Genomic DNA, 15642 nt, shown 5'->3' with positions numbered 1-15642 from the left:
GCGTCCTGAGGGTTATTTCGTAATGCTGCATGCCGGAAACGCTGGCATGATACGAAAATCGAACGACCGTTCACTATTCGACTATTCGAATCTTGTGGTCTTGTCAGGACCTGGCTGGCTATCGGTCTAATATGTCCGATTGTCTGGCTACCATCGTCAATATGTCCGCTCAACCGTCACCATCCGTTCCCGGCTTGCCTGCCCAGCCGCTCGACCCGCAGGTCGCGCAGTTGCTTGAACTGATTGCGAGGGCCAAACGGCCGTCGATCCATACGATGGAACCGGCGGATGCCAAGATCGGCTATGAGAAAAGCGCGCCGATCCTTGACCTGTCACCGGCGCCGGTACACGGCGTCGAGGATCTGACAGTCCCGGCGCGCGACGGGTTCGATATCCCGGTACGGCTCTATGCGCCGCGCGAGGCCAGTTGGGCGGATCCATTGCCGCTGCTGGTCTATTTCCATGGGGGTGGCTTTACCGTCGGCAGCATCAATTCGCATGACTCGCTGTGCCGTGTGTTCTGCAATGGCGCGCAATGCCTGGTGCTGTCGGTTGACTACCGGCTCGGTCCCGAATGGAAATTCCCGACAGCGGCCAACGATGCATTCGACGTGCTGCAGTGGGTATTTGACGAGGCCGCCCGGCTTGGCGCCGATCCCGAACGCATTGCGGTCGGTGGCGACAGTGCCGGTGGCACGCTGGCGGCCGCCTGCGCAATCCAGGCGCGCAACACTGGCCTGGCGCCGGTGCTGCAACTGCTGATCTATCCCGGCACCAGCGCGCGCCAGGAAACCGCCTCGCATCGCGCGCTGGCCGAAGGCTACTTGCTGACCGCGGAGATGATCCAGTGGTTCTTTGCGCAGTACCTGGACCAGGACGCCAGCCGCGATGACTGGCGTTTTGCGCCACTCGACGGTGGCGGGCAGGGGGCTGAGGTCGAGGGCGTGTGTCCGGCGTGGATCGCGGTGGCGGGCTACGATCCCTTGCATGACGAAGGGGTCGCGTATGCGGCAAAACTCGAAGCGGCCGGCGTCAATGCAACGCTGGCCGACTACCCGACCATGATTCACGATTTTTTCAAGCTCGGACGTTTTATTGGTGCCGTTGCCGGTGCCCATGCCGATGCAATTGCCGCATTGCAGGGGGCTTTTGACCGATAGCGTCCGGATTTCGGCCTGACTCCCATAAAAAGCAGATGGAGCGGGCCAGCTACTGATTTGTGGTTTGATCGAAGTCGCAACAGTGCATTTTTGCAGCAGAAGGAGACAAAGACTTATGCAACGCCGCCACTTTATGGCCCATATGGGCATGATTGCCGCATCGGCCGCAGTTGGAATGGCCGCCATGCCGGCACACGCGCAGGCGGACAAGTTCCCGAACCGCCCGATCCGGCTCGTGATCGGCTACACCGCGGGCGGTTCCACCGACATTCCGTTCCGCGTGCTCGCGGACAACGCCTCGAAGATCCTGGGCCAGCCCGTGATCGTCGAGAACAAGCCCGGTGCCGGCGGCGTGCTGCCTGCCCAGATGATGCAGGCCACCGCGCCGGACGGCTACACGCTGGCCCAGGTGGCCATGCCCGTGTACCGCCTGCCGTACACCACCAAGATCAACTGGGATCCGGTCAAGGACCTGAGCTATGTGATCAACCTGGCCGGCTATTCGTTCGGCCTGGTGGTACCGGCCGATTCGCCGATCAAGACGATGCAGGAGTACATCGCCTATGCCAAGGCCAACCCGGGCAAGCTGACCTACGGTTCGCCGGGCTCGATGACCACCTTGCACCTGACCATGGAAGACCTTGCGATGCGCCAGGGCGTGCAGTTCTCGCATATTCCATACAAGGGCAATTCGGAATCGATGCAGGCGCTGCTCGGCGGTCACGTGATGTCGGTGGCCGACACGCCGGCCTGGGCGCAGTATGTGGAATCGGGCAAGCTGCGGTTGTTGTCCACGTGGGGCGAGAAGCGTTCGCCGCGCTTCCCGAACGTGCCGACGCTCAAGGAACTGGGTATGGGCATCGTGCAGACTTCGCCGTTTGGCCTGGTGGCCCCGAAGGGCACCGATCCGGCAATCGTCAAGAAGCTGCATGACGCGTTCAAGCAGGCCATGGAAATGCCGAATTATCGCGAGTCGCTGGCCAAGTTCGACATGGAGCCGTACTACATGAGCAGCAGCCAGTACACGGCCTTTGCAGCGGATACGGTCAAGCGCGAACGCGCGATCATCGAGAAGCTTGGCCTGGGCAAGCCCCAGTAAGACGCAGATGGCCAGCGAAGATTTCCGGCACAGCGTGCCGCTGCGTGTCCGGTGGGCCGAGGTCGATCCGCAATCGATCGTCTTCAACGCCCACTACCTGACTTACTGCGATATCTGCGTGACCGAGTACTGGCGCGCGGTAGGCATCCGCTATCCGGAGGACGTGCTGCACGCGCATGGGGTGGATATCTTCGTGGTCAAGTCCACGCTCGAGTACCACGCGTCCGCGCGTTTCGACGACATGCTGGAGATCCGTGGCCGCATGGCGCGGCTGGGCCGCTCGAGCATGCTGTTCCGCGTGGAAATGTATCGTGGCGACCAGCACCTGATCACCGGTGAGATCGTCTACGTGTGTGCCGACCCGAAGACGCAGAAGTCGGCACCGATCCCCGCGCAGGTCAGGGAAACGATCGATGCCTGGGAGCTGGTGAAGCCGGTGGGGTGAGAAGCTTGGCTCCCCTCTCCCGCCGTGCGGGAGAGGGGAGAAACCAACTTGATTTCAGAGCTTGACGCCCGCATCCTCCGCATACGCGCGGATGACATCGTCAAAGCTGGCATCGCTTTCGAAACCCAGTTCCACGGCGCGTGCCACATCCCATGCCGCCGGCCACGTGCCGACGATCTTCTCGACGCGTTCCTCGCGCTCCCATGTCACGCGATCCGCCACGGCATCGCCTGCCACGCGGCGCAGCGCTTCCACCATCTGCGCTGCCGTGACCGACAGTCCCGGCAAATTCACCACGCGACGGTTGCCAAAACGCGCGCCATCGAGCTCGATACCATTGACCAGCGCCTGGATTGCACCGCGCGGCGACAGCAGCCACAGCGAGGTGTCCGGTGCCACCGGGCAGTTGGCCGCCACGCCCGACAGCGGTTCACGAATGATGCCGCTCGCAAACGACGACGCCGCTGCATTGGGCTTGCCCGGGCGTACGCTGATGGTCGGCAGGCGCAGCACGCGGCCATCGACAAAGCCCCGGCGGCTGTAGTCGGACAGCAGCAGCTCGCCAATTGCCTTTTGCGCGCCGTACGACGATTGCGGATTCAGCGCGGTGTCGTCCTGCACCACCGGCGGCAGCTTGCCGCCGTAGACCGCCACCGAGCTCGTGAACACCACGCGTGGCTGGTGACCCAGCTGGCGGCAGGTTTCCAGCAGCGCGCGCGAGGCATCCAGGTTCACGCGCATGCCCAGGTCGAAGTCGGCCTCGGCCTGTCCGCTGACCACCGCGGCCAGGTGGAAGATGGCGCCGGTGTCCTTGTCGATGGCCTGCGCCAGCACGGCAGGATCGGACAGGTCGCCCGTAACGACACGCACGCGCGCATCGTCGATTTGTGGTGCCACCACGTCGAGCAGCGTAAGTTGCTCGATCGTGACGGCCTTGCCTGCGAGGCTCAGCGCGCCGCGCTTGAGCAGCAGCCGGGCCAGTTGCAGGCCCAGGAAACCGGCGCCGCCGGTGATCAGTACTTTCATGGTTGCAGTGATCCGGTGATTAACGTTGCAGATATGGCTTGAGCCAGCCCAGTCCGTCCGAGGTACCGGCACGTGGCCGGTATTCGCAGCCGATCCACCCGCTATAGCCCAACTGGTCGATCACGTCGAACAGGTACGGATAGTTCAGCTCGCCGATATCGGGCTCGTGCCGTTCGGGTACGCCGGCAATCTGGATATGGCCGATGCCGGCAAAGTCGCGCTGGAGCTTCTTCGCGAGGTCGCCTTCCATGATCTGGCAGTGGTAGCAGTCGAACTGCACCTTGAGGTTGGCTGCGCCCACCTGCTGGCAGATGGACTGGCCGTCGCCCTGCAGGTTCAGGAAGTAGCCCGGCATGTCGCGCGTGTTGATCGGCTCGATCAGCACCGTGATGCCATGGGCCGCGGCCGAGGCCGCCGCATAGGCCAGGTTCTCCAGGTAGACGGCACGGCAGCGCGCACGGTCGGCATCGGCAGGGATAATGCCGGCCATCACGTGAATGCGGTCGTTGCCGATCACGGCCGCATATTCCAATCCCTTGGCAAATGCGGTGCGGAACTCGGTCTCGCGGCCGGGCAGGGCGGCCATGCCGCGCTCGCCGGCGGCCCAGTCGCCGGGGGGCGCGTTGAACAGGGCCTGGGTCAGGCCGTGGTCGTCGAGCCGTTGGCGGATCTCGGCAGCCGGATGATCGTACGGGAACAGGTACTCCACGGCCTGGAAGCCATCCTTCGCGGCAGCCGCAAAGCGGTCCAGGAAATCGTGCTCCGTGTACATCATCGAGAGGTTCGCGGCAAAGCGCGGCATGTCAGGTCTCCTTGAACGACAGAATCAGAATCAGCGGTTCACCATCTTGGCCGGGGTCAGCCATACCAGCAGCGCACCCATGACCAGGATCGCGGACAGCACGTACATCGGCAGCTGCGTGCTGTGGGTCAGGTCCTTGAGCGCGCCCACCATGTATGGCGAGACAAAGCCTGCAAGGTTGCCGACCGAGTTCACCACGGCAATGCCCGATGCGGCGGCAATCCCGCTCAGGAAGGCGGTTGGCAGCGACCAGAACAGCGGCGCGCAGGTCAGCACACCGGCGGCGGCCAGCGACAGCGCCGCGATGGACACCGTCGTATTGTGGGTGAACGACGCCGCGATGGCAAAGCCGGTTGCGCCCATCAGCGCCGGCACGATCAGGTGCCAGCGGCGCTCACGGCGCGCATCGGCGCTGTGGCCCAGGATATTCATGACCACGATCGCGCACAGGAACGGGATTGCCGACAGCAGGCCGATGTTCAGGTTGCCGGTCACGCCGCTGGCCTTGACCAGCGTCGGCATCCAGAACGTCAGCGCATATTGGCCGGTCACGAAACAGAAGTAGATCAGGCACATCCACCACACGCGGCGGTCACTGAAGACCGCGCCCAGCGAGTGCACGTTGCGTCCACCCGCAGTGGTGGCGGCGGCAGCGGCGGCGCGCTCGTCTTCCTCGACATTGCGCTTGAGCACGCGCTTCTCGTCATTGCTGAGCCACGGGGCCTTGTCGATGCCGTCGCGCAGCACGAAGATCGTCACGATACCGATGGCGAATGCGGGCAAGGCTTCGATCAGGAACATCCACTGCCAGCCGGCCCAGCCGTGCGTGTTATGGAACGCGTCCATGATCCAGCCCGACAGCGGGTTGCCGAACATGCCGGCTACGGGAATGCCGGACATGAACAGCGCGATCATCTTGGCGCGGCGGTGCGACGGATACCAGTAGGTCAGGTACAGGATCACGCCCGGATAGAAGCCCGCTTCGGCCAGGCCCAGCAGGAAGCGCATCACATAGAACTGGGTCGGCGTCTGCACGAACACGAAGGCGGCCGAGATGATGCCCCATGTGATCATGATCCGCGCAATCCAGATCCGCGCGCCGATGCGGTGCATCAGCAGGTTGCTGGGTACCTCGAACAGGAAGTAGCCGATGAAGAACAGCCCGGCGCCGAGCCCGAACACGGTCTCGGAGAACTGCAGGTCCTGCGCCATCTGGAGCTTGGCAAAGCCCACGTTGACGCGATCGAGATACGCGATCACGTAGCACAGCATCAGGAACGGCATGATGCGCCAGAACACCTTGTGATAGGCGCGTTTTTCGATCACGCTGTCGGCGTCTAGCCGTGCGTCGGCGGCAGGGGTCCCCACCGCGGGGTTGGATGCGGTCATCTGGAAGTCTCCTTGGATCTTGAACCGGCTGAGGGTTGCGCCCTCTCCCGCATGGCGGGAGAGGGCCGGGGAGAGGGCAGGGCGTTGTTATAAGACGTCGCCAGAACTGGCGCTTGCCCTCTCCCCCAACCCCTCTCCCGCGTGCGGGAGAGGGGAGTAAAACCGTGCGTGCTACAACGTGGTCACCACCTCGCCTTGAATGTGTCGCGCAGTTCCACCAGCGCCGCTTCGTCAAGCGGTGCGGGCCTGTCCCTGAGCATCATCCACAGCTTGGCCGTTTCCTCGAGTTCCTCTAGCGCGTACGCGGCGCGCGAAACGCTGTCTTCCCAGACCACCGGGCCCAGGCGCGCCAGCAGCACACCGCGCACGTCGCGGGCCAGTTGCGCCACGCGTGCGGCCACGGCCGGATCGCCGGGACGGTGGTACGGAATCAGCGGGATATGGCCAACCTTCATCACGTAGTAAGGCGTGATCGGGGGCAGCACATCGTCGGGTTGCCAGACGCCGGCCAGCGTCAGGGCAACCAGATTGGTCGAATGCGTGTGGACCACGCCATGCGCATCCGGGTTGTTGTCATAGACACAGCGATGCAGCGTCAGGGTCTTCGACGGCTTGTCGCCCGAGACCCAGCTGCCATCGCTGGCCACCTTCGCGACCTTGGCCGGATCGAGCGTACCCAGGCAGGCATCGGTCGGCGTGATCAGCCAGCCATCGTCGAGCCGCGCACTGATATTGCCAGCGGTGCCAACCGTATAGCCACGCTGGAACAGGCTCGCGCCGACGCGGCAGATCTCTTCGCGCAGTGCGTTTTCCTTGCTCATTGCGCGGCTCCCAGCGCCTGCAGCGCCTCGTCGAAGAAATTCTCGGCGCCGAAGTTGCCCGACTTCAGGGCCAGCGCCAGCGGTTCATCGTCGAGCGTGACGGTGGCGGGTACGCCCGGTGCAATCTGCTTGCCGATGCGCAGCGATTGCACGCCCAGTGCCTGTACCACGGCGCCCGAGGTTTCGCCACCGGCTACGACAAAGCGCCGCGTGCCGCGTGCCTTGAGGCTGGCCGCGATGCAGGCCAGCGCGTGTTCAACCAGTTCACCGGCGCGGGCCACGCCAAGCTCGGCCTGCACGGCCTTGACCTGCTCGGGAGTTGCTGTCGCGTAGATCAGCACCGGTTGGTCGTGCTCGCGTGCAAAGGCCAGCGCTTCATCGACCACGGCTTCGCCGCGCGCCAGGCGCAACGGGTCGATCCGCAGCGCGGGGCGCCGCTGGGCGATCCAGTGGGCGACCTGACCATTGGTGGCACGCGAGGCGCTACCGGCCAGCACCACACCATGACCGATGACGGCCGGTACTTCGGCGGCATCGGTACGCGCCGGCAGCAAGCCGGCACGGCGGAAATTCTCGGGCAGGCCCAGCGCAATGCCCGAGCCGCCAGTAATCAGTGGCAGCGCGGCGCAGCCTTCGCCCAGTGTGAACAGGTCGGCGTCGGAGATCGCATCGGCAATGGCCAGCTTCACGCCTTCGCCGCGCAGGGCATCGATGCGTGCGCGCACCGCGTCGGCACCCTTGGCCACGGTGTCATAGCGCAGCAGGCCCACTTTCGACTGGCTTTGCCGCTGCAGCACGCGTACCAGGCTTGCATCGGTCATCGGCGTGAGCGGATGATGTTCCATGCCCGATTCATTGAGCAGGGTGTCGGCCACGAACAGGTGGCCACGGAAGATGGTGCGGCCATTCTCGGGGAACGCCGGACAGGCAATCGTGAAATCGCTGCCCAGCGCTTCGAGCAGCGCTTCGGCCACCGGGCCGATATTGCCGGCGTCGGTGGAATCGAACGTCGAGCAATACTTGAATACGAACTGGCGGCAACCCTGCTCGCGCAGCCAGTGCAGCGCCGCCAGCGATTGTTCGACCGCCTCGCTGGCGGGGATCGTGCGCGATTTCAACGCGACGACGATCGCATCGGCCTGTACGGTCGACGTGGGTACGCCAATGGTCTGCACGGTACGCATGCCATTGCGTACCAGCGTGTTGGCAAGGTCGGTGGCGCCGGTGAAGTCGTCGGCGATGCAGCCCAATAGCGGGCGATTCACGGTCATCGCGTTACTCCTTGGCCTTGGCCGCGGGCAACTCGATGCCCGGGAAAATCTTGATCACGGCTGAATCGTCTTCGCCGCCATGGCCAGCGGTGGACGCCATCATGAACATCTGGTGAGCGGCAGCGGACAGCGGCAACGGGAATTTGCTGGTGCGCGCGGTGTCGAGCACCATGCCAAGGTCCTTGACGAAAATGTCGACGGCGGACAGCGGCGTGTAGTCGCCCGACAGGATGTGCGGCACGCGGTTTTCAAACATCCAGGAATTGCCCGCGCTATGCGTGATCACGTCGTAGAGCGCGTCCGGATTCACGCCTTCGCGCAGGCCCAGTGCCATGGCTTCGGCAGCGGCCGCGATATGCACGCCGGCCAACAACTGGTTGATGATCTTGACCTTCGAGCCGGCACCGTGGGCATCGCCCAGGCGATAGACCTTGCCGGAGATGGCCGCGAGTACGTCTTCGGCCAGTGCATAGGCTTCGGCCGGGCCCGATGTCATCATCGTCATTTCGCCACTGGCCGCGCGCGCGGCGCCGCCCGAGACCGGCGCATCGAGCATGTGCAGGCCCTTTGCCGCCAACCGCTTGCCCAGTGCTTCGGCAAAGCCGGGCGGCACGGTGGCGCTGGCAATCACGAGCTTGCCCGCGGCCATCGTGGCCACCGCGCCTTGCTCGCCGAACAGCACGGCTTCGGTCTGCGCGGCATTGACCACCAGCGTGACGACCACCTCGCAGCGCTCGCCGAGTTCGGCAGGGCTGGCGCACGGCACGCCACCGGCATCGGCAAAGCGCTGCAGCACCTCAGGGCGCAGGTCGCATGCATGAACCTTGAAACCGGCGCGCAGCAGCGATTGCGCGACGCCGTTGCCCATTGCGCCCAAACCGATGACGCCAATATTCCTGGACATGGATAACTCCTGAATTGAGTGCGATTAGTGCGACGGGCCGGATGGCAGGTCGCTGGCGGTGGCATCGTCTTCGCCCAGTTGGGAAAGACGGCGCGCCGCGTTGTACATGTGGTTCTGTGCCGCATTGCGCGCGGCATCGGGATCGCCCGCACGAATCGCGGCGACGATGGCCTGGTGTTCCTCGCGCACCTGGCGCGAGAAATCCTCGCGGCGCGCTTCGTTGGTCCGCGTGACGCGCGTGGCGGTCTCGAGGTACTGGCTCAGGAACGCCAGCGTCTTGAGGAAATAGGGGTTGCCGGTGGCCTCGGCAATGGCACGGTGAAACGCCACGTCGGCGGCGACACCATCGCCACCGACCGAGACTTCGGCATCGATGCGTGCCAGTGCGGCGTCGATGGCGGCCATGGCCGAATCGCTGCGGCGGCGCGCGGCCTGCGCGGCGACTTCGGCTTCGATCGAGCGGCGCAGTTCAACGATCTGCAGCACCGATTCCAGCGCGTCGAGATCGGTGTAGTCGATGCGCAGTGGGCGAATGCCAGCCTGATCGGTCACGAACACGCCGCTGCCCTGGCGCGATTCCACCAGTCCTTCGTACTTGAGCCGTGCAATCGCTTCGCGGATCACAGTGCGGCTCACGCCGAACTCTTCGGACAGCACGGCCTCGGTCGGCAGCTTGGCGCCACGCGCAAACACGCCGCCCTGAATCTTTTCGAGCAGCTGTTCGGCCACGCTGTCGGTCAGTGCACGGGCTGGAATTTTCTGGAACATGGTTATCACGTCATCCGGTAGTCAGGTCATCATACAAATTTCACAGAAGGATGGCAGGGGGGTTATCCCTAGGCTGGTGCAACGTGGTGGTCGATAATCGCACCGACGCAATAAGCACCCGGATCGGGCACGGCGTATGATTGCGCCTCTCTTCAGCTTCTGCACAGCCAATCATCATGTCCGCATCCAATGTTTCCGTTCTGGTCTGTAACTGGGATGACGCCCGCGAACGCGCGCGCGCCATCCGCTATGCCGTGTTTGTGGAAGAACAGGGCGTACCGGTGGAACTGGAGTGGGACGAGATGGACGCGCCGAGCTGGCACGCGCTGGCGTTTGCCGCCGATGGCACACCGATGGCGACCGGCCGGTTGCTACCGGACGGCCATATCGGTCGCATGGCGGTGCTCAAGGCGGCACGCGGCACGGGCATGGGTGCCCGGGTGCTGGATGCATTGATGGCCAAGGCTGCCGAGCTGGGCTATCCGGAACTGATCCTCAATGCCCAGACCCATGCGGCGCCGTTCTATGCGCGCGTCGGATTCGAGCAGGTAGGGGATGAATTCGAGGAAGCTGGCATCCCGCATGTGGAGATGCGCAAGCGGATCGGGTAAGCGCGTTATCAGTCGTTATGCGCTCCCCTCGCCCACGAAGTGGGAGAGGGGTGGGGGAGAGGGTATCGAGGTTCAAATTGCGACTTGTCTCAGATTGAGCCGCTGGCCCTCTCCCCCGGCCCCTCTCCCGCGGTGCGGGAGAGGGGAGAACCCAGTCTGGGTTAACGTGGCGCGGGTACGGTTCCCGGATCGCGCGCTACATTAAGGCGGCCCTGATAGGCAACTTCGCCCGTCTGTCCATCGGCATCGAAGCTGCGTTCAACAAAATCGAAGCGGCCATCGTGCTTGACGCGCAGTACGGTGCTGGCACGCGTGCCGTAGCTTGGCGAGCGGATAAACGCCGACGACAGCAGTTTTTCCCATTCCGGCGCCACGCCGGTACTCGGCAATTCCCAATCGGGCGCCTGGCGTGCGTCGGCCAATAGCTGCAGGTAGGGCTCGGGACTGGCGCCAAGCTGTCCGCGATCGGCGGCCAGCACCTCGCACAGCGCACCGACACGGCTGCGCACCTTGGGCCATGGCGTATCGAGCAGCGCGTTCGACATGCCATACAGGCCCGGTTTCAGCTTCTGTGGCTGGCGCGACTTGGATCGGTTGCTGTACCACCAGAGATCGTGCAGGTCGCTGGCCAGCAGGTTGAAGCCGTTATAGGCGCCATGCGCGCCGGCCAGTTCGTGCAGGTATTCGTCGGGGGTCTGTTCGCCGCGCAGGAAATGCGCCACCAGTTCACCGCGCGAACGTGCGTCGGTGCGTTTTTCGGAAGGGGCGCGATAGTTGGTCAGCGCGGCAAAGCGCGCGCCAGGGGCGTGACGCGCATGGTGCGCGTCGCCGCCGGCAATGCCCATCCAGGTTCCGGCATCGCCAATCACCTCCGCCAGGTCGCGGCCGCCCAGCACCTCTGGGGCATCCTGCCACCAGTGCGCAGCCGCCGCGGGGCGGGCATAGAATTCGTCGCGGTTGCCAGCAACCACCAGGGCATAGTCCGGGTGCGATTGCCAGGCCACCAGAATCAGGCACATATTGCTTCCTTTACCACTTGCGGATCGCCGATGTCAGAGGACATCGAGATCGACGAAGCACTCGCTCATGCGGTCGCCGCTGATCCATTGCGCCAGTCCGCTCTGGCGCCACAACCCGTCCAGCGTGGCTTCGAACGCGGGCGGTATGTCTGCATAGCACTCCATCCACGTCTGCTGGCCGGCACGAGTCTCCGGCCTGCGCATCAGCGTACCACCAATCCCGGTCGCCTCGGCGACCGTTTCCATCCAGCGGTGCCAGTGCGGCAGCGCTGCGGCGGCGCGGTCGTCCGGTACCTTGAAGTAGACGTAGAGATGATCGCTCATGACGAAGTTCCCGTGGCGTTCAACCGGCCGCTTCGGCCTCGTTTGGCAGCGGCACTTCGTACGGCAGCGCACGTGTGCTCACCGCGGCGCCGTCCGCGGACCCCAGATGCAGGGCGCCGGCGGCCGCGTCGATCTTCAGTTCGGCCAGGCCATCCCAGCCACCTTGCGGCGCGGCAGCGGCATTGACGATCATGCCGCAAGGCTGGCCCGGATCTTCGGGACGGAAGATCTCGGCAGCGGCGGGCGGTACGTCGCCTTCGCCATGCACCAGCCACATGCGACGCTTGAGCGTACCGCGATACTGGCTGCGCGCCACCACTTCCTGGCCGGGATAGCAGCCCTTGCGAAAGTTGACGCCGCCGATCAGTTCGAAGTTGATCATCTGCGGCACGAATTGCTCCTGCGTGGCGGTGGCGATACGCGGGATACCCGAGCCGATATCGAGCCAGTCCCAGAAAGCCGGTGCGGCCGTGGCCAGCGTAGCGCCCAGTGTCTGGCGCAGCGCATCGATCCGGTCGGCAGGGCCAACCAGTTGCCAGCGCGGCTCACCAGCGGCATCTGCGAGGCGGATCACGGTCACGCCGTCGGCATGTGCAACGGCCAGAGGGCCTTGCGGTGCGGGCAGGCCGGCTTGCGCGAGCGCGCTTTCGGCGTTCGCGCCGGCCACGCCGAGCACGCGGTGGGTGGTGCCCAGGTCGGTCAGCTTTGCCTTGGCGCGCAGCACGAACATGCTCAGGCGCTTCTGGATCGGCGGCTGGATCTCGGCCGATAGCTGCAGCACGATGCCGTCGGCATCGCGCCACATCAGGAAGCTGGCCATCAGGCGGCCTTTCGGCGAGCAGTAGCCAGCCAGCCGCGCGGTATCGACCGACAGGTCTTCCACGGCATTGGTGAGCTGGCTGTGCAGGAACGTGGCGGCATCGTCGCCGGCCACGCGGATCAGGCCAAGCCCGGCGGGCGCGGTCACGATGCCGGTGCTGGTCAGGGTGGCAAGACTGTCGGCGAGGGACGGGAATTCAGTGGCGGACATGCAGGCGGATCCTGGGAGACTGTTGGATGCGGGTTGGATACGGTAACTGGGGGCGACCGGGTCATTGCGCAAGGCAGGGCCGCGGCGCATGCGTTGCAGTAACGCTCGGTGACACATTGGGCACAAGGCTCCCGGTATTATATTGGCCTGTCGTCATTCCGACCGGCCACTCCAAATGATCCCGACCTGCCGGCGGGGGCATGGCGTCCGGTCTTTGTCCTGCTTACATGAAACGTCTGTTCCTGCGCCTGGTCGGGGTTGTGCTGATTTTCGCGGTTGCCGCCGCGGGCGGCTTTGCCTGGTGGGCCCATCAACCGCTCCGCCTGTCGGCATCGCCGGTCGAAGTCATTATCAAGCCGAATTCCGGCGTGGCCAGCGTTGGCCGCCAGATCCAGCGTGGCGGCGTTGCCATGGATCCGCGCCTGTTCCAGATGCTGGCCCGTGTCTCCGGACATGGCGCCGACCTGAAGGCCGGGGGCTACCAGTTCGAAACCGGCGTCACACCGCTTGACGTGATTGGCAAGCTTTCCAGGGGCGAGGTTACCCATTACGTGGTCACGGTGATCGAGGGCTGGGAATTCCGCAAGATGCGCGCCGCCGTGGATGGCAGCCCGGCCCTGAAGCACGACACGCAGGGCATGTCCGACGGCGATCTGATGAAGGCAATTGGCGCCACGGAACCGTCGCCGGAAGGGCTGTTCTTCCCGGACACCTATCTGTTTGCGCGCGGCAGTAGCGATATCGAGCTGTACAAGCATGCCTACCGCGCCATGCAGAAGCGCCTGAACGACGCGTGGAATGCCCGCGCGTCGGACTTGCCATACAAGACCCCGTACGAGGCCCTGGTCATGGCTTCGATTGTCGAAAAGGAAACCGGGCAGGCCGCCGAACGGTCGATGATTGCCGCGGTGTTCGTGAACCGGCTGCGCAAGAACATGATGCTGCAGACCGACCCGACCGTGATCTACGGCATCGGCCCCGACTTCGATGGCAATCTGCGCAAGAAGGATCTGCTGACCGACACCCCGTACAATACGTACACCCGGACTGGTCTGCCACCGACGCCCATCGCGCTGCCAAGCCTGGCCTCGCTGGCCGCGGCCACCACGCCGGCGCCGTCCGATGCGCTGTACTTCGTGGCCCGTGGCGACGGCAGCAGCCATTTCTCGAACTCACTTCCCGAACACAATCGCGCGGTCGACAAGTACCAGCGCGGCAAACCATAACTTCATGCGCGGCAAATTCATTACCTTCGAAGGCATCGACGGCGCGGGCAAGAGTACCCATATCGAATGGGTGGCCGAGCGCCTGCGTGCACGCGCCACTGTCGTGACGACCCGCGAGCCCGGCGGCACGCCGCTGGGCGAAGACCTGCGCGGACTGCTGCTGCATCGCAAGATGGATCTCGAAACCGAGGCCTTGCTGATGTTCGCGGCACGGCGCGAACACATCGCGCAAGTCATCGAGCCTGCGCTGGCGCGTGGCGACTGGGTGATTTCCGACCGCTTCACCGATGCGACCTTTGCCTACCAGGGCGGCGGCCGCGGCCTGCCACGCGAGCGGCTGGAAGTACTGGAGCAGTGGGTGCAGGGCGGCTTGCAGCCAGACCTGACGCTGCTGTTCGACGTGCCGCTGGAAACCGCCGCCGCACGCCTGGCCAATGCGCGCGAGCCGGACAAGTTCGAGGCCGAGTCGCGAGCCTTCTTCGAGCGCACGCGTGCCGAATACCTGCGCCGAGCTGCCGAGGCACCCGCGCGATTCCGCGTGATCGACGCCACGGAGTCAATCGATGAGATTCGCGTAAAGCTTGAGAAGATAATCTCAAGTATTTGATTTTAATTGTTTATATTTTCGGAGTGATATCGCTGCGCGAAGCTCCGACAATACATGAAGCCCGAAGGCTAACTGACTGAACTGGCATGCTTTATCCCTGGCAACGAGAAGACTGGCAACGCCTGACCGCGCTACGTGACCGACTGCCGCATGCGCTGCTGCTGCACGGCCAGCAAGGCATCGGCAAGCGTGACCTGGCGCTGCATTTCGCCCAGGGGCTGCTTTGCGAAACGCCACTGGCCGACGCCCAGCCATGCAATACCTGCGGTGCCTGCCACTGGTTCGGCCAGGGCAATCACCCCGATTTCACGGTGGTGCGGCCCGAAGCGCTGGACGCCAGTGGCGATGCCGAGGGCGATGGCGAGAGTGGCGGCGGCGGCAGCAGCAAGAAGAAGGCGCCGAGCAAGATCATCCGCATGGAACAGGTGCGTGGGTTGATCGAGGCGGTGGGCGTGGGTACGCACCGGGCGGGCCTGCGCGTGGTGGTCGTGTATCCGCTCGACGCCTTGCAGACCGAGGGTGCCAATGCGCTGCTGAAGACGCTGGAGGAGCCGCCGCCGTCGACGGTCTTCCTGCTGGTCACCGACCGTATCGATCGCGTGCTGCCGACCATCCTGTCACGCTGCCGCCAGTTTTCGCTGACCCGGCCCACGGGCGCCGCCGCGCTGGACTGGCTGCGCAGCCAGGGTGTGGCCGATGTCGAGGCGCAACTGGCCCTGGCAGGCGGTGCGCCGCTGACCGCGCTGCATGCTGCCGAGGCGGAAGAGCAGCCGTTGCAGCGCTGGCTGGTGGGCCAGCTTGGCGCGGGTGCGGCCTTTGACGCGCTGGCCGCCGCCGAGCAGTTGCAGAAGCTGCCGGTGCCGGCGGTGCTGGGCACCTTGCAGCGCTGGAACTACGATCTGCTGGCGTTGAGCCTGGGGATGGGCGGGGCGCGCTATTTCCCGAAAGAGCAGGCCGCACTGGGCCGTTGCGCTGGCGCCACCGATGCCCACCGGCTGCAGGCGTTTGCCGCGCGGCTGGTCAATCACCGGCGCAGCGAGAACCATCCGTTGGCTGCGCGCCTCGTGATGGAGTCGGTTTTCCTCGATTACCGCCAATTGTTCCGCTAGCCCATACAAAGGCGTAGGCATCGCGGGGCAC

General features: G+C 64.7%; 17 protein-coding genes. 7 read left to right on the top strand and 10 right to left on the bottom strand.

The features are described from left to right. The first annotated feature begins 161 nt into the window (after positions 1-161). The 3 genes from ACO550_RS24800 to ACO550_RS24790 all read left to right on the top strand — a co-directional run bounded on the left by ACO550_RS24800 (position 162) and on the right by ACO550_RS24790 (position 2704). Positions 162-1160 (top strand): alpha/beta hydrolase fold domain-containing protein, encoded by a 999-nt coding sequence (locus tag ACO550_RS24800; protein WP_315596550.1) that lies wholly within the window; start codon positions 162-164, stop codon positions 1158-1160. Positions 1161-1275: 115 nt separating this feature from the next. Beyond that, positions 1276-2259 carry a tripartite tricarboxylate transporter substrate-binding protein gene (locus tag ACO550_RS24795; RefSeq protein WP_315596546.1) on the top strand — a complete coding sequence of 328 codons (984 nt, stop codon included), beginning with the start codon at positions 1276-1278 and terminating at the stop codon, positions 2257-2259. Between the two features lie 7 nt (positions 2260-2266). After that, positions 2267-2704, top strand: coding sequence for a YbgC/FadM family acyl-CoA thioesterase (locus ACO550_RS24790; RefSeq protein WP_315596547.1), 438 nt, complete (start codon positions 2267-2269; stop codon positions 2702-2704). A 54-nt stretch (positions 2705-2758) separates the two neighbouring features. Here the strand turns inward: ACO550_RS24790 and denD are convergent, their stop codons facing one another. The 7 genes from denD to ACO550_RS24755 form a co-directional block, all read right to left on the bottom strand. Continuing rightward, positions 2759-3730 (bottom strand): D-erythronate dehydrogenase, encoded by a 972-nt coding sequence (gene denD / locus ACO550_RS24785; RefSeq protein ID WP_485994990.1) that lies wholly within the window; start codon positions 3728-3730, stop codon positions 2759-2761. A 19-nt stretch (positions 3731-3749) separates the two neighbouring features. Beyond that, entirely contained in the window at positions 3750-4532 is a 783-nt protein-coding gene (gene otnI, locus ACO550_RS24780) for a 2-oxo-tetronate isomerase (protein ID WP_315597051.1), read from the bottom strand. 30 nt (positions 4533-4562) lie between these two features. Beyond that, positions 4563-5921 (bottom strand): MFS transporter, encoded by a 1359-nt coding sequence (locus ACO550_RS24775; RefSeq protein WP_315597052.1) that lies wholly within the window; start codon positions 5919-5921, stop codon positions 4563-4565. A gap of 182 nt (positions 5922-6103) precedes the next feature. Beyond that, entirely contained in the window at positions 6104-6742 is a 639-nt protein-coding gene (gene otnC, locus ACO550_RS24770; RefSeq protein ID WP_315597053.1) for a 3-oxo-tetronate 4-phosphate decarboxylase, read from the bottom strand. Next, a complete protein-coding gene (gene otnK, locus ACO550_RS24765) occupies positions 6739-8013 on the bottom strand; it encodes a 3-oxo-tetronate kinase (protein WP_315597054.1) in 1275 nt (424 codons plus the stop codon). Before otnK ends, otnC begins: the two co-directional genes overlap by 4 nt. 4 nt (positions 8014-8017) lie before the next feature. Further along, positions 8018-8917, bottom strand: a complete 900-nt coding sequence (ltnD, locus tag ACO550_RS24760) for an L-threonate dehydrogenase (protein ID WP_315597055.1) — start codon at positions 8915-8917, stop codon at positions 8018-8020. A gap of 24 nt (positions 8918-8941) precedes the next feature. Beyond that, positions 8942-9685, bottom strand: a complete 744-nt coding sequence (locus ACO550_RS24755; RefSeq protein ID WP_315597056.1) for a FadR/GntR family transcriptional regulator — start codon at positions 9683-9685, stop codon at positions 8942-8944. Positions 9686-9861: 176 nt separating this feature from the next. On the opposite strand from ACO550_RS24755, the gene ACO550_RS24750 reads away from it, so the two are divergent. Beyond that, positions 9862-10296 (top strand): GNAT family N-acetyltransferase, encoded by a 435-nt coding sequence (locus ACO550_RS24750; protein WP_315597057.1) that lies wholly within the window; start codon positions 9862-9864, stop codon positions 10294-10296. Between the two features lie 161 nt (positions 10297-10457). Here ACO550_RS24750 and ACO550_RS24745 read toward each other — a convergent pair whose 3' ends face one another. From ACO550_RS24745 to ygfZ, 3 genes are read right to left on the bottom strand one after another with little or no spacing between them, the layout of a single operon-like run. Next, positions 10458-11315 carry an NRDE family protein gene (locus ACO550_RS24745; protein WP_315597058.1) on the bottom strand — a complete coding sequence of 286 codons (858 nt, stop codon included), beginning with the start codon at positions 11313-11315 and terminating at the stop codon, positions 10458-10460. 33 nt (positions 11316-11348) lie between these two features. Continuing rightward, entirely contained in the window at positions 11349-11639 is a 291-nt protein-coding gene (locus ACO550_RS24740) for a DUF4936 family protein (RefSeq protein ID WP_315597059.1), read from the bottom strand. 19 nt (positions 11640-11658) lie between these two features. Next, the gene (gene ygfZ, locus ACO550_RS24735) at positions 11659-12669 is read right to left on the bottom strand and encodes a CAF17-like 4Fe-4S cluster assembly/insertion protein YgfZ (protein ID WP_315597060.1); all 1011 of its coding nucleotides are present in this window, start codon (positions 12667-12669) and stop codon (positions 11659-11661) included. Between the two features lie 227 nt (positions 12670-12896). Between ygfZ and mltG the strand changes: the two genes are divergently transcribed. From mltG to ACO550_RS24720, 3 genes are all read left to right on the top strand, one after another. Then, complete coding sequence (gene mltG, locus ACO550_RS24730; RefSeq protein ID WP_315597061.1) at positions 12897-13895, top strand: endolytic transglycosylase MltG; 999 nt, start codon at positions 12897-12899, stop codon at positions 13893-13895. A 4-nt stretch (positions 13896-13899) separates the two neighbouring features. After that, positions 13900-14502: a dTMP kinase gene (gene tmk / locus ACO550_RS24725; RefSeq protein WP_315597062.1), complete on the top strand. Its 603-nt coding sequence runs from the start codon at positions 13900-13902 to the stop codon at positions 14500-14502. A gap of 86 nt (positions 14503-14588) precedes the next feature. Then, the gene (locus ACO550_RS24720; protein WP_315597063.1) at positions 14589-15611 is read left to right on the top strand and encodes a DNA polymerase III subunit delta'; all 1023 of its coding nucleotides are present in this window, start codon (positions 14589-14591) and stop codon (positions 15609-15611) included. Positions 15612-15642 lie beyond the last annotated feature (31 nt).

It is taken from the genome of Cupriavidus sp. (assembly GCF_057315035.1).
The sequence above is the reverse complement of the archived record's forward strand: the minus strand, read 5'-3'. Positions and strand labels throughout refer to the sequence as shown.